The 13,055-nt window shown below is 52.2% G+C and carries 11 protein-coding genes; 3 read left to right on the top strand and 8 right to left on the bottom strand.

All coding sequences use genetic code 11. From position 1 onward, the window contains the following. Positions 1–38: 38 nt before the first annotated feature. The 4 genes from NTH01S_RS01950 to hpnD form a co-directional block, all read right to left on the bottom strand. Complete coding sequence (locus NTH01S_RS01950; RefSeq protein ID WP_068168548.1) at positions 39–677, bottom strand: phosphorylase family protein; 639 nt, start codon at positions 675–677, stop codon at positions 39–41. Continuing rightward, the gene (shc, locus tag NTH01S_RS01945) at positions 677–2,650 is read right to left on the bottom strand and encodes a squalene--hopene cyclase (protein WP_068168544.1); all 1,974 of its coding nucleotides are present in this window, start codon (positions 2,648–2,650) and stop codon (positions 677–679) included. The genes NTH01S_RS01950 and shc overlap by 1 nt, the downstream gene beginning before the upstream one ends. A gap of 131 nt (positions 2,651–2,781) precedes the next feature. Further along, a complete protein-coding gene (hpnE, locus tag NTH01S_RS01940) occupies positions 2,782–4,086 on the bottom strand; it encodes a hydroxysqualene dehydroxylase HpnE (protein WP_068168542.1) in 1,305 nt (434 codons plus the stop codon). A 20-nt stretch (positions 4,087–4,106) separates the two neighbouring features. Continuing rightward, complete coding sequence (hpnD, locus tag NTH01S_RS01935) at positions 4,107–4,982, bottom strand: presqualene diphosphate synthase HpnD (RefSeq protein ID WP_068168685.1); 876 nt, start codon at positions 4,980–4,982, stop codon at positions 4,107–4,109. 257 nt (positions 4,983–5,239) lie between these two features. Between hpnD and NTH01S_RS01930 the strand changes: the two genes are divergently transcribed. Next, entirely contained in the window at positions 5,240–6,418 is a 1,179-nt protein-coding gene (locus tag NTH01S_RS01930; protein WP_068168537.1) for a pyridoxal phosphate-dependent aminotransferase, read from the top strand. A 58-nt stretch (positions 6,419–6,476) separates the two neighbouring features. Here NTH01S_RS01930 and NTH01S_RS01925 read toward each other — a convergent pair whose 3' ends face one another. The 3 genes from NTH01S_RS01925 to hpnA are packed head-to-tail and all read right to left on the bottom strand — an operon-like array spanning position 6,477 to position 9,468. Continuing rightward, on the bottom strand, positions 6,477–7,331 hold the full coding sequence (locus NTH01S_RS01925) for a squalene/phytoene synthase family protein (protein WP_068168534.1): 855 nt from the start codon (positions 7,329–7,331) through the stop codon (positions 6,477–6,479). Then, positions 7,328–8,473 (bottom strand): glycosyltransferase, encoded by a 1,146-nt coding sequence (locus NTH01S_RS01920; protein ID WP_068168531.1) that lies wholly within the window; start codon positions 8,471–8,473, stop codon positions 7,328–7,330. Before NTH01S_RS01920 ends, NTH01S_RS01925 begins: the two co-directional genes overlap by 4 nt. Further along, a complete protein-coding gene (gene hpnA / locus NTH01S_RS01915; protein ID WP_068168527.1) occupies positions 8,473–9,468 on the bottom strand; it encodes a hopanoid-associated sugar epimerase in 996 nt (331 codons plus the stop codon). Before hpnA ends, NTH01S_RS01920 begins: the two co-directional genes overlap by 1 nt. A gap of 154 nt (positions 9,469–9,622) precedes the next feature. Here hpnA and NTH01S_RS01910 point away from each other — a divergent pair, with 154 nt between their 5' ends. Together NTH01S_RS01910 and NTH01S_RS01905 are read left to right on the top strand one after the other, a co-directional pair. Then, positions 9,623–10,657, top strand: a complete 1,035-nt coding sequence (locus tag NTH01S_RS01910; protein ID WP_068168524.1) for a lysylphosphatidylglycerol synthase domain-containing protein — start codon at positions 9,623–9,625, stop codon at positions 10,655–10,657. 27 nt (positions 10,658–10,684) lie between these two features. Further along, a complete protein-coding gene (locus tag NTH01S_RS01905) occupies positions 10,685–11,563 on the top strand; it encodes a prephenate dehydrogenase/arogenate dehydrogenase family protein (RefSeq protein WP_068168521.1) in 879 nt (292 codons plus the stop codon). A 43-nt stretch (positions 11,564–11,606) separates the two neighbouring features. Here the strand turns inward: NTH01S_RS01905 and pyk are convergent, their stop codons facing one another. Further along, entirely contained in the window at positions 11,607–13,037 is a 1,431-nt protein-coding gene (pyk, locus tag NTH01S_RS01900) for a pyruvate kinase (RefSeq protein WP_068168515.1), read from the bottom strand. Positions 13,038–13,055: the final 18 nt, after the last annotated feature.

Here is a 13,055-nt window from a genome sequence, read left to right as displayed (position 1 = left end):
TCCAGCTAACGACATAGCTAGCTGGAAGAGAGGCTTCTTTAAACATCTAAAGGGGGCGGGTTAGCCGTTAAGAAATCTAAAATTTCTTTTTGTGCCAAGGAAACATCACGCCCTAACGCCATGAGCGATGGAATTTGTTGAGGCGCAGTGAGGAGAGATTTCAATAGGCCGGGAAGATAAACTTTTCCCTCGCGCATGCCTTCTGTGGCGGCAGGTGGAAGGCTGCGCTCTGCATCATCACAAATAACACGCAAAACAGCAAAAGGCAGCCCAGATTGGGCGACGTAACCACTCTCCATATCAACCGCTAGGCAGAGGCTTGATGTGGCCGCGTAGTGTTTGTCTTCCTGTGTGGCAACGAGAACGTCACTGTGCAATACACCGCCGCGCAAAAGACGTTCAGCGCCGAAATGTTGGCTGAGGTGTTCATCACACTCCATGCGCTCACCATCCACAATGACGTGATTAGCCGAGAGGACAGTGCCGGGCGCCAAATCTGGCTGAAGGCCACCAGCGCAGCCAAATGAAAGAAGATGCGTACATCCAATATCGACCAGGCGTTGTGTTTCACGCTCCGCCCGTATCGGGTCAGCATAGCTGAGGGCAACCGGAACATCAGGGAGGAAGCGGCGGATAATCCGCGCTTCTTGGCGTAAGCCTGTTAAAACACCTAACATCAGAAACCGACCTCCACACGACCGCTATTGCTGTCTCCGAGATTACGGTAACGTGCTAGGGCCGTTAAAGGGAAAAATTGTTTGTACCCATGGTAGCGTAGATAGAAGACCTTTGGGAAACCGACGGCATTATAAGGTTCTTCGTGCCATTCGCCTTTATCATCTTGTGCCTGTGTTAAGAAATGGATTCCGTGTTGTACGGCATCACTATTACGCTCTCCTACAGCCATAAGACCTAAAACGGCCCATGCTGTCTGGGATGGTAGGCTTTCTTTGTACTGTCCGGGCTGCGCGCCTTCGTAAGACGCGCAATCTTCGCCCCAGCCGCCATCTGCACGCTGTACGCTTTTTAACCACGTGACGGCCCGTTGAATCATGGGGTCTTCATGGGGAACGCCCGCAATGTTAAGAGCGCAGAGTACGGACCATGTCCCATAAATATAGTTTGTGCCCCAACGCCCAAACCAACTGCCATTCGTTTCTTGATCGCTGCGTAGGTAAGCCAAAGCACGGTCAATAATGGGCCGGTCTTCTGCGTATCCGAGCTGTGCTAAAAAGGAGATACAGCGTGCTGAAACATCAGCCGTTGGAGGGTCAAGCAAAGCGCCATGATCTGAGAAGGGAATATGGTTGAGGAGGTCGAGATCATTATCAATATCGAAAGCGCCCCACCCCCCATTAGTGCTTTGCATACCAATGATCCATTCGCGTGCACGCTCAATGGCGTCTTGGTTTCCTTCAGGATCAACGCGATGTAGGAGCATGCCGACGACGGCGGTATCATCGACATCTGGATAGTAGTCATTCTCGTACTGAAACGCCCAACCGCCGGGGCGGAGGTCAGGCGAAGTGTTCATGGCCCAGTCGCCTTTGACGTCTAAAATTTGACGGTCACGCAACCACTCTGCGCTGCGGCGTAGTGACGCCATTGTTTTTTCACGTTCGGTGGCACGAGCGCCGGATGCTGCCTCCATCATGGCGAGGCCCGATAAGCCAGTATCCCAAACAGGAGAGACGCATGGCTGGCAGTAAATCTCACCATTCTTTTCGACTAATAAGTCTTGGATGGATTGCCATGCGGTGACAACGCGCTGGTCATCATCCGCAACGCCAAGAGCGCGATACATCATGACGACATTGGCCATTGCGGGGTAAATCGCCCCGAGGCCACCTTCGCTGAGGCGTGGCTCAATGAAGTCAATGGCGGCTTTGATGGCTTTATCGTGCACATTGCGGGGAATGTGCGGGATTATAGGACGTAATGCGGTATCAAGATGTTTGAAGAAACGTCCCCAGCGTGAACGAAACGGCCCTTGTATCCAGTCTTTGACGTCTTCGGGGGGTTGTACAAATAATTCGCGGACGTGGATGTTATGGGGGTTAATAGCACAAGGGCGCAGCGCAGCTAAGACGAGCAATGGCGCGACGACCGTGCGTGACCAGTAAGACATATTCCACATGGAAAAAAATGCCTTACGGGGTAAGAGCATCAGCTCAACAGGCATAACAGGTGTCGCTTGCCAAGGAACCTCACCAAAAAGGGCAAGCTGAAAGCGGGTAAAAACATTACTATGTGCGGCGCCACCATGGTCAAGGATCGCTTCACGCGCGCGTTTCATATGGGGAGCGTTAATATCGTCCCCGATGGCTTTTAGGGCAAAATACGCTTTCACGCTGGCAGAGAGTTCAAAGCCGCCATCATGGTAAAGAGGCCACCCTCCATGTTCTCCCTGAATGCGACGTAGGTACCCCCCAATTTTCGCCTGACGCTCTAAGTCAATACGGTCTAGGTAATGCTCCAGAAGGACATATTCTGCCGGAATGGTGGCGTCAGCTTCGAGCTCGAAGACCCAGTGTCCATCCGCTTTTTGGCGTCCACCAAGTGCCTTATGGGCGCTTTCAATGGCCCGCTCGACCGCCGCGTTATCGGTCTTCGCGTCGTTCGTTTTTTCGCGCACCAAAGTCTCGCTCACTAGACACTTCCTCCCTTTGTTGTGGTTTTTTGATGTTGCCACACGTGTTGGTGCGTGACGGTGTAGATTAGCCGCGAGGCTAAAAATAGTTATTATATCTTGAGCCGTTCAGTTTGTCATCATAGCGTCATTTATATGATAGGGGAGCGGAAACCGGCCGCAGAAACAGCCGCCAAGCCTGACTGAATAGCGCCTTCGATGGTCGAAGGGAGTTCAGTCTGCGTCCAGTCCCCTGCGAGGGCAAGGTTGCTAAGGCCTGTGATGATATGCCCATCTCGTGTCCGAGGACGTTTTTTGTCCTGCTCTGGGGTGGCGGCAAAAGTAGCACGCTTTTCGCGCAAGAGGCGTGCGGGGGGCATGGCGACAGGGAGTGGTGTTGGGAGAACGGGATCAAGAGCGCGGCGGACTTCAGACCAGATAGTGGCGAGCATTTCACTGGAATCACGTTTGGCATACCGGTTGGCTGCACTCACGGTTACGGACAGGATATGGCCTTTGAGAAAGAGCCATTCTGAAACACCGCCGACCAAGCCAACAAAACGGGCTTGATCTACGATGCCCCGTGCGGTGATGTCTTCTGGAAGGCGGAAATGGGCGTTTGCAATGCTCTCAAAGGCATCCGGAGTGGGTAATGTGGGGAGTAAATTTTGCGCAACAGGTGCTGTGACGGCCAGAATGACGTAATCGCCTTCATCGACCGTGATGACCCCGTTAGACGTTTCGAAAGAGGTAATACGGCCACCGTCACCGTCTTGGTTGAGGCTGGTGACGCGTGTGCTGCAATGGATTTGGGCATGGTAGCGCTTCAGATAATCTAGCGCAGGGTCAACAAAGCTTTCTGAAAGGCCAACTTTTGGAAAGCGGGGCAAGCAGGCATGACCGCCACGCGCTAATGATTTTTGGACAATGTTGCCGAGAAGCCGGGCACTTCCCGTCTCTAAATCTGTATTCAGGGCCGATATGGCGAAGGGAGCGAGTAATTTCCGGCTCAGCGTCCCCTCACCTAAGCATGATTCAACGGTGGTTTCAGCTTTGGCGCGTACGAGCTTCCACAAAGCACCTAATTCTTTTAATTTCATCCCCGGAACGCGGCGCCCACCCGGTAACATCCAAAAAGGAATTTTTCCGCGAGAGAGGTGCAGTGTCCATCCGCGATGCTCGGAAAGGTCAAAAAACGGGAAAATGGGGGTGTCTGGGCCGGTAATCGTATGGCGTGCGCTTATAATATCGAGGTAACGAAAGGTGAGCTCATTTGCGGAGAGCAGCAGATGGTTTCCGTTGTCGATAACAGCATCAAGCGTGCGATCGTAAAAGGAGCGTGCGCGGCCACCACAAGCTGGGCCAGCTTCGTAAATTGTGACTTGCGCTTGTGCGGCTAGCTCAACGGCTGCGGAAAGCCCGGCAAGGCCACCGCCAATAATATGAACACGACTCATGGAGAAATAACGCCTGCTGTTTATTTTACATACGCTATGAAAGCACGGGTGGCGCGCCATGCTTTGGAAACGTCTAAGGTTTGATCGGGATTTTTCCATCCGCGTTTTAGAAGGGCAGATAAGACAGGTTGATAGGATGCGGCCATCATGCGTGCTGGGCGCATCGCTTTGGCTTTGCAAAGGCGCATTGCGTGATGTGCGTCACGAAAGTGATCTTGGGCTCTACGAGCTAGAACACGGCACACTGGGTCAAGGCCATGAGCGTAAAGTGCTTCAGTGGGAACGGTTGGCACATCAAACCGCTCCAGCAATTCTGTTGGTAGGTAGAGGCGGCCCCGTTGGGCATCTTCGCCGAGGTCTCGTAGGATATTCGTAATTTGTAACGCACGCCCAAGATGGTAGGCGACCTTGCGCGCTTCTGGTGAGGTATCACCAAAAACACAGACAGATAAACGCCCTACGGCGGAGGCGACACGGTCGCAATAGAGGTCCAGTGTTTTTTCATCAGGCGCAACAATAGGAGCGCCGCAATCCATGATCATACCGTCAATGACGTCATGAAAATCTTGTGCTTTCAGAGCGAAGCGCATGATCGTGGCGACCAGTACGCGGTCCAATGCATTGCGCGCTTCACCTTCGAAAAGATACTTTATGCGTTGATGCCATTCAGCAAGAGAATGTGCAGGATCTGTAACGCCAGCATCACCATCCGCGATGTCATCCACTTCGCGGCAAAAAGCGTAAACGGCGAACATGCCTTGGCGGCGTGCCTGCGGCAAAACCTTCATTCCGCGCCCAAAGGATGTTCCCGAACGGGTGACGATGCTGGCAACATGGTCAAGGTCAGCCTGCGCGCATGGAAGGCCGGGTGAGGCGCACAATCCACCAAAAACCATGTTTTTCTTCTCCTCAGGCAGTAAGAGCATGTCTCATAGCGTTAAACGCAAAAGAGACAAAGGGCGCTTCGAAGGGGGGAGCATAAACTGCTGCCAATACTGATGTAAAAACATCACAAATGATGCGTGTCATGTGAAGAGAAATGTTTCTTTAAAGAAAAATGCTTTCCCCGATCAAAAACTGTAAAAAGGGGCTTTTCAAGTGATTTCGTTTCGATATTAGTATGTTTCGATATTTTTTCAAATCTGGAGCGAACATGTCTGACACCCTAACAAAAGAAGGTCGTGAAGACCTGCTTTCTCGTGGTTATTCTCGCCGTCATCTAGGGCGTGTCGCTGCTGTTCTCGGTGCAGGAATGGCTTTCCAGGCCACTTTACGGAATGCGCATGCCCGCGCACTGACCGCAATACCAACAGGTGTCGATGTAACGAAGCTCGTCCGTATTGGTAGCAATGAATGTTGGACAGGCCCCTTCCCTGCGGCTGCAAAATTAGGGGCAGAAGCTGTATTCCACGGCAACCGCTATGACCCTACCGGCATGATGCGTACAAATTTGATCAAGACGTTTGCCGCAACAGAAAACATGCCGGAAGAGACGATCATGCCATGGGGTGGGTCCTCTGATCCGCTTTGTCGTACGATTGTAACGTTCTGCTCCCCGACACGCGGTTTGGTGACGGCTGATCCAAGCTATGAAGCGGGTTGGGTGACGGCTGAGTGGTTGAAAATTCCCCTCACGAAAGTGCCGCTAGACGCACAAAATGGTTATAAGACCGATGTTCGTGCCATGCTTAAAGCAAACCCGAATGCCGGCGTCTATTATGTTTGTAGCCCAAATAACCCAACGGGTACGGTAACACCGTTGGAAGATATTGCGTGGCTCGTGGAAAACAAGCCAAAGGACGCCATCGTTCTTGTTGATGAAGCTTATATTCACTTCTCGGATTCACCAAGTGCGCTGTCTTTGGTGCGTGCTGGCAAAGACGTGGTGGTGTTGCGGACATTCTCCAAGATGTTTGCAATGGCTGGCTTGCGTCTGGGCTTGAGCATTACACGCCCTGATCTGCACAAAAAAATGATGCGTTACGATGGTGAAAATCAAAGCTACATGCTGCCGATCCCTGCTGTGGCGTGCGGTACAAAAAGCCTAACGATGCATGCAGACATTGCGGAGCGTAAGCGTGAAATGATCGCGGCACGCAATATGACCTTTGCTCATTTGCAAAAGCGCGGCATTCGTTACATCCCGTCTGATGCGAATATGTTTGTGATTGACTGGCAGCGCCCTGCGGCACCGATTAAAGACGCTTTCTTACAAGAAAAGATCTTGATTGGTCGGTCATGGCCAGTTTGGCCAAATGCGTCTCGTATTACGGTCGGCTCTATGGCAGAAATGAAAGCTTTCTGTGCGGCGCTGGATCGCATTATTACATAATTCGTGAAATGTCGTTCTGCGCAGTGTGAGGTTCATATGCGCAGAACGATTTTGAGAATTAGATATGTTTGGCGCTGTAGATGAGCGCTTGTAGGCCATTGATTTTGCTTAAAGACACGCGTTCGGCGATGGGGTCTTTTTTACGTAAATTCTGCGCAAGGCTGTGTGATAACTGAACAATCACCGCCGCTTCCATACGCATCCGCCGGTCTTGCACGAGCTGGGGTAAAATACGTGCCTCACGGTTTAGAGCATCAACTCCATCCAGCATGCGGTCAAAAACGCGCCGTATTCCGGGTTTGCTGCGAACTAAGCGCAGATCATTAATGGTGCACTGCTCTTCTGCCAGCCACGGAAGCGGCACATAGCAACGATCTAGTGTTTTGAGGTCATGGGTCACATCTTGCAGATGGTTCAAGACTTGCAATGCGCTGCTTAAAGCATCTCCGGCGGCAAAAGCGTCTTGAGATTCACCGTGGAGGTGAAGCAAGAAGCGGCCTACTGGATTGGCGGAATATGCACAGTAATGCAGTAACTCGTCCCAGCTCTGATAGCGGTTTTTCTCAGCATCCATGCAGAATGCTTCTGTCAGGTCAGTCGCGACTTCCAGTGGGATTTTGCGTTCTAAAAGTGCCGTACGTAACGTGACAGCCGTTTGAGCATCTGCGCGTAAAGGGGCATCAATTTCACCGCGTATGACCGCAGCCATGCCACGCAGCCGGGAAATTTTTTCCGATGGCGTAAGTTCGGCGGTGTCTACCATGTCGTCCGTGACACGGGCGAAATTGTAATATGTATGGACAATCGGGCGGTGTTGTTTGGCAATCAGGAAAGAGCCAACGGGGAAATTTTCATCTCCCTTCCCCTTAGCGGAGGTGACGTCCTTGGTGCCCCATATATCATCATGGTTCATGCTGCATCATCCTTATACGCACGCTCTTTCCACTGCACGCCCGTGCCCCGGTGGTGGTTAATAGCGGAGCCAATTGTGGCAGCCATGTAAAATGCGGCTACGAGAGGGAGTGGTAAAGCGCGCCATAATGGGAGTTCAAATCGGCGCAATGTTGGAAGAAATGTTGCGCACGAAATGAGGTAAGTGAGGAGGCCAATTTTGCGGGGTCGGCCCTTTGCAAAAACGGCATAAAAGATAGGCAAAAGCCAAACAAATCCCATCCCGATGACGGTACCGACCAGCAATAAAGGGGAGTATCGTAACTGTACATAGGCCGTACGTGCGATCATCTTCCAAACGTCATGAGCCCCTTGATAAGGGCGAATGGACCACGCTTGAGCACTGTGACCGAGATAGAGGCGTCCACCACTGCGCTTGACGTGAGCAGCAAGCGTACAATCATCAATGAGGGCGCCTTTGAGGGTTTCTATGCCACCAATACGCTCCAACGCGCGGCGGCGCAGGAGAATAGTGCCGCCTGCTGCGCCGGCGACCCGTGAGGATGGGTCCGCCGTGCGCGAGAACGGATATAACATGGCAAAGAAATATACGAATGCGGGCACGAGAAAGCGCTCTGCTTGGCTTTCGCAGTTCAGCGCGACCATCTCGGAGACAAGATCTAGGTTATCATCACGAGCTTTTGAGACTAAGCTGGCTACATGTGTACGCGCATGCAGAATATCCGCGTCTGTGAGTAGAATATACCCATGAGGGCCAATGTTGGTAAGGGCGTGCTGAACGCCCTGATGGACGGCCCATAGTTTTCCGCTCCAACCGGCGGGACGGTTTTCTCCCGTAAGGACCGTTAAGCGCTTTTTAGGGTCCGGAACGGAGCGTGCTAGGTCACCGGTGCCATCCGTGCTGTTATCATCAACAAGGATAACCGAGAGAGTGCCGTTATAGTCTTGCGCTAAAAGAGACTTCAGGCAGGCTTTAACAGATTCAGCTTCATCGCGTGCGGGGACAACGATTGCTACATCCGGAGCTGAAGAAGGGGTGTCGCGCGGCTCAAGCAAGGGACCGCTTTGCCAAAAGCGCCCGTGAAACATGCCAAGATAGACCCAAGCGCCAAGGCTCGTCAGAGCAGAACCGGTGCGTAGCATTATTGGACGCGCCCATTCAGGCGAAACCATGATACGGCATCGGTCACGGCATCACGAGCTGGACGGGGTGCGTAGCCTAATTCACGTTGTGCTTTAAGAGAAGAAAAATACATTAATTTCCGAGACATAGCGAGGGTTTCACGGGTAACGCGCGGCTCAATTTTAAAACCTCTTGCCAGCCATTCTGACACGAGCGCTACGGGGTAGAGCCAAGACTGGCGCAGTTTCACGCGCGGTGGTTTCACACAAGCCACTTCACTGACGAGATTAAACAAATCTCCTAAGGACATGTTTTCGCCTCCGAGAATGTATTTCTCACCAATTTTGCCGCGTTCTAGTGCGAGGGCATGTCCTTCAGCAACGTCATCAACATGGACGATGTTGAGGCCCGTTTCAACGTAAGCGGGCATTTTGGCGGATGCGCATTCTAAGATCATTTGTCCTGTGGGTGTTGGCTTAATATCGCGTGGGCCTACAGGTGTAGAGGGGTTTACGATGACCGCAGGGAGATTATGTGATTTGATAAGGTCCAAAACAACTTGTTCGGCACGGTATTTAGAGAGTTTGTAGGTGCCTATGACCTTGTCTTCACTAATGGGCGTTGTTTCGTCTGCTGCAATGCCATCTGAGCGTAAGCCAAGAGCAGCGACAGAAGAACAATAGACAATGCGCTCTACCCCGGCATTTTGTGCGGCGAGCATCAGGTTGCGTGTACCATCCACATTAGCGCTCATCATGACGGCAGGGTCCGGGACCCATAAACGGTAATCAGCAGCAACATGGAAAACATATTTCACGTTTTCCATAATGCGTTTTAAACTTGCTGGATCAGAAAAATCAGCGATGACAATGTCAGCATCAAGCTCAGCAACATTTGTGCGGTCTGAGGTGGGACGTACCATAAGGCGCAGTTTGTGACCGCGTTCTTGTAATGTGCGCGCGACAGCAGAGCCTACGAAGCCGGTTGCGCCGGTTATGAGCGTAATGTCTTCCATGGGTCGTAGTGCTCCTTAAAATCGTATAACACCGTGGCGAAAAGGATTACCACGTTAAAAGCTGTCTTAGCATACTGTTCCATGATCGGTGGGGAAAGCACCTGAAAGGCTGGAATAATTGGGTGCGGTAGGCTAGAGCGGTGGCAAACGATTTGTGACGAAAGCCTTGAAAAAAACACTCCCCATCTTTTTGACCTGCTTCGGCTTGGTTCTGTTTACGGTTATCGCGGCACGCGCGGGTATCCATCCTGTTCTTCAAGCCCTGAGTAAGGTGGGGCTTGGCGGCTTTTTGTTGGTCGTCGGGTATCAACTTTTAGTTGATATCGGGCTCGGGCTAGCGTGGAAAGGGTCTGTGCCTCAGATTGGTGCTGTGCGCCTCATTGGCGCACGCTTGGCACGAGACGCAGCAGCAACCTGTCTCCCCTTCTCACAGCTTGGCGGCATTGCCATTGGTGTGCGTGCAACGCTTGCAGGGCGCAATCCTGTCAGTCGTGAGGGCACAGTTTTACGCTGGCCTGAGGGTGTTGCATCAAACCTTGTTGATATCACGACGGAAGTTTTGGGGCAGATTGCTTTTGTGTTGCTGGCTGTCTTGTGCCTCGTTGGGCATGATGGTGCTGCACGCTTCATCTGGCCTTTGTCGATCGGCATGGTGTTATTGAGCCTAGGTATTGCTGCGTTTATTTGGACGCAGTTGCGTGGCGGCACAATCTTGCAACGTAGCGCGCAGTTTTTGGGGCGTCACATCGCTGCGGGATGGAGTGAAAACCTCATTGATGACAGTGTTGTTTTTCAAGAGAGGTTGGAAGAGCTATGGGGGCGTGCAGATCGTATTGCTCTTGGAGCGTTTTCCCATTTTTTGTGTTGGGTTGCTGGGGCCGGTTTGACATGGTTGGCTCTTTCACTCCTTGGGGCTCATACAGGGTTTATGTCTGCTCTCGCGATTGAAGGTGTTGTGTGCGGCATTATGTCTGCCGGCTTCTTGGTGCCTGCTTCTTTAGGGGTACAAGAGGCTGCGTATGTTGCTTTGGGCATGATGTTTGGAATTGATTCCGAGATTGCGCTGAGCCTCTCTTTGTTGCGGCGTGGGCGGGATCTGATGATCGGTATTCCTGTCTTGCTGTACTGGCAATTTGTGGAAGTCCGGCGCTTGCGCCTTCAGGTATCTGATCCATCGACGAATGGGTAAGGCTCTTTACCTTTGAGATCTCACGTTATGCCACTTTTTAAAACACTCATGGTGATCGGTCCGGGGCTTATCGGTTCATCTATCTTGCGGCGCGCTCGGCGTGATGGGCAATTGGCTGAGCGTTTGATTGTTATGGACCGAGACGCTACGGTTCTTGCACGGGTGCGAGAATTGGGCTTAGCGGATGATGTAACGATGGACCCGGCAGATGTGGCACACGCTGATTGCGTCGTGCTCTCGGTGCCGGTACGTGCCGTTGAACTTGTTGCGCGTTCTTTGGCGCCTTTTTTGCAACCGGGGACACTTTTGACGGATGTTGCTTCAGTACGCGGTGAATTAGGCCGAACGATCCCTTCGTTTTTGCCTGAAGGTGTGGAGTATGTCCCGTCTCACCCCATGGCAGGAACAGAGTTTTCCGGTCCCGATGCGGGATTTGCTGAGTTGTTTGAAGGGCGGTGGGCATTGCTCATTCCGTCCGAAGATTCTGCTGCATGGGCGTGCGAAAAAATACAACAATTTTGGGAGAACTGTGGAGCGCGCACCAAGATTCTGACGGCGGAAGACCATGACCGTATTTGTGCAATGGTGAGTCACCTTCCCCATTTATTGGCGTTTACCATTTGTGATACGGCCGATAATTTATCTGGTGAAATGCGCTCTGCCGTACTGGATTATGCAGCATCTGGATTCCGTGACTTTACACGTATTGCAGCATCTGATCCGGTGATGTGGCGGGATATTTTTACGGCTAATCGAGATGTTCTTTTAGAAACGCTTGAGCGTTTTATACAAGATACACAATCTATGGCTGATGCGATCCGGCGTGGGGATGATGATGCGATTACGGCCAAAATTCATCGGGGCCGACGTATACGCCGTTCTTTGATTCATAATAGGCAAGCTTGAACCCCCGCAGTTTTAATGCTGCGGGAGTTCAGAGTTTAAGCTGTTAGGCCTTAATGACGCGTAGCGTATTGGTGCTGCCAGAGTGGCCGTATGGTAGTCCTGCGAGAACGAGGATGTGATCATCCTTTACGCAGAACCCGTTTGAGAGAGCGAGTTCTGCAGCAGGAACGGCGAGGTCTTCAATGCCATGTGCTTGACGGTCACGTTCGACAACATGTGGGAACGTCCCCCAAACAACGCAGAGGCGGCGAGCGACCGTCAGTTCTGGTGTCAGAACCAAAATTGGGCTTGCGGGGCGTTCACGTGCCATAATCAATGCGCCACGGCCACTGCGGGTATGTGCGGCAATGGCTTTGGTATGCAACTCACGACTCACTTGCCATGCTGCTTGCACGATGGCGCCTTGAATTGTGCCCTCTGACTTCGGGCGAGCGTTATCAATGCGATGACGCCATTCTTTATCTTGCTCTACACGAGCAACGATACGCGCCATGATGGACACAGCTTCAAGCGGATATTTGCCTGCAGCACTTTCAGCCGAAAGCATTACAGCATCAGCGCCGTCATAGACAGCGTTAGAGACGTCTGACACTTCAGCGCGTGTTGGTGTTGGGCTTTCGATCATGCTTTCCAGCATTTGCGTTGCCACAATGACCGGACGGCCAAGCTCACGTGCTAAGGTAATAATGCGCTTTTGAGCAACAGGGACTTCTTCTGGTGGCAGTTCAACGCCGAGGTCACCACGCGCGACCATCAAGCCGTCTGATTCACGGACGATGGGCTCAAGTGCGTCCATAGCTTGTGGTTTTTCAAGCTTGGTGATGATCCATGCGCGGCCAGCAGCAATTTTCTTGGCTTCGGCAACGTCTTCTGGGCGCTGAACAAAGGACAGAGCAACAAAGTCAACGCCGAGAGAGAGAGCAAAGTCAAAATCTTTGCGATCTTTTTCGGTGAGCGCGGGGATTGGCAGAGCAACGTCAGGAACGTTTACGCCCTTACGTTCGGAGAGTTTGCCACCAACGATGACTTCCGTGATCAATGCGTCATCATGTTTTTCGATAACGCGGATTTTCAGCTTTCCGTCATCCAGCAATAGATTGCTGCCGACTTCTGCAGCCGAAATAATTTCTGGGTGCGGCAGGTTAACGCGCTCAATCGTGCCGGGTGTCTTATCAAGATCAAGGCGGAAGCGTTGACCTTCTTTGAGGAAGACGGGACCGTTTTCAAAAACGCCTACGCGTAATTTAGGGCCTTGCAGATCGGCAAGAATAGCCAGTGGGCGGCCAATTTTTTCTTCGGCGGCACGAATGGCAGCATGGCGCTCACCATGATCCGCATGGGCACCATGCGAGAAATTGAGGCGGAAAACGTTAACACCCGCCTGAGCGAGCGAAAGGATCATTTCAGGCGAGGACGAAGCCGGGCCAAGTGTTGCGACGATCCTTGTGCGGCGATGATGTGAACTGGATGTCATCTCTGGGCGTCCTCGTGC

It is taken from the genome of Neokomagataea thailandica NBRC 106555 (assembly GCF_001598495.1).
GTDB lineage: Bacteria > Pseudomonadota > Alphaproteobacteria > Acetobacterales > Acetobacteraceae > Gluconobacter > Gluconobacter thailandicus_A.
The sequence above is the reverse complement of the archived record's forward strand: the minus strand, read 5'-3'. Positions and strand labels throughout refer to the sequence as shown.

Excerpts from the sequence above, each read along its gene's own strand:
- hpnA (WP_068168527.1), bottom strand. The coding sequence starts at position 9,468 with ATGGAAGACATTACGCTCATAACCGGCGCAACCGGCTTCGTAGGCTCT.
- NTH01S_RS01950 (WP_068168548.1), bottom strand. The coding sequence starts at position 677 with ATGTTAGGTGTTTTAACAGGCTTACGCCAAGAAGCGCGGATTATCCGC.
- hpnE (WP_068168542.1), bottom strand. The coding sequence starts at position 4,086 with ATGAGTCGTGTTCATATTATTGGCGGTGGCCTTGCCGGGCTTTCCGCA.
- NTH01S_RS01920 (WP_068168531.1), bottom strand. The coding sequence starts at position 8,473 with ATGCTACGCACCGGTTCTGCTCTGACGAGCCTTGGCGCTTGGGTCTAT.
- NTH01S_RS01905 (WP_068168521.1), top strand. The coding sequence starts at position 10,685 with ATGCCACTTTTTAAAACACTCATGGTGATCGGTCCGGGGCTTATCGGT.
- hpnD (WP_068168685.1), bottom strand. The coding sequence starts at position 4,982 with ATGGTTTTTGGTGGATTGTGCGCCTCACCCGGCCTTCCATGCGCGCAG.
- NTH01S_RS01930 (WP_068168537.1), top strand. The coding sequence starts at position 5,240 with ATGTCTGACACCCTAACAAAAGAAGGTCGTGAAGACCTGCTTTCTCGT.
- pyk (WP_068168515.1), bottom strand. The coding sequence starts at position 13,037 with ATGACATCCAGTTCACATCATCGCCGCACAAGGATCGTCGCAACACTT.
- NTH01S_RS01925 (WP_068168534.1), bottom strand. The coding sequence starts at position 7,331 with ATGAACCATGATGATATATGGGGCACCAAGGACGTCACCTCCGCTAAG.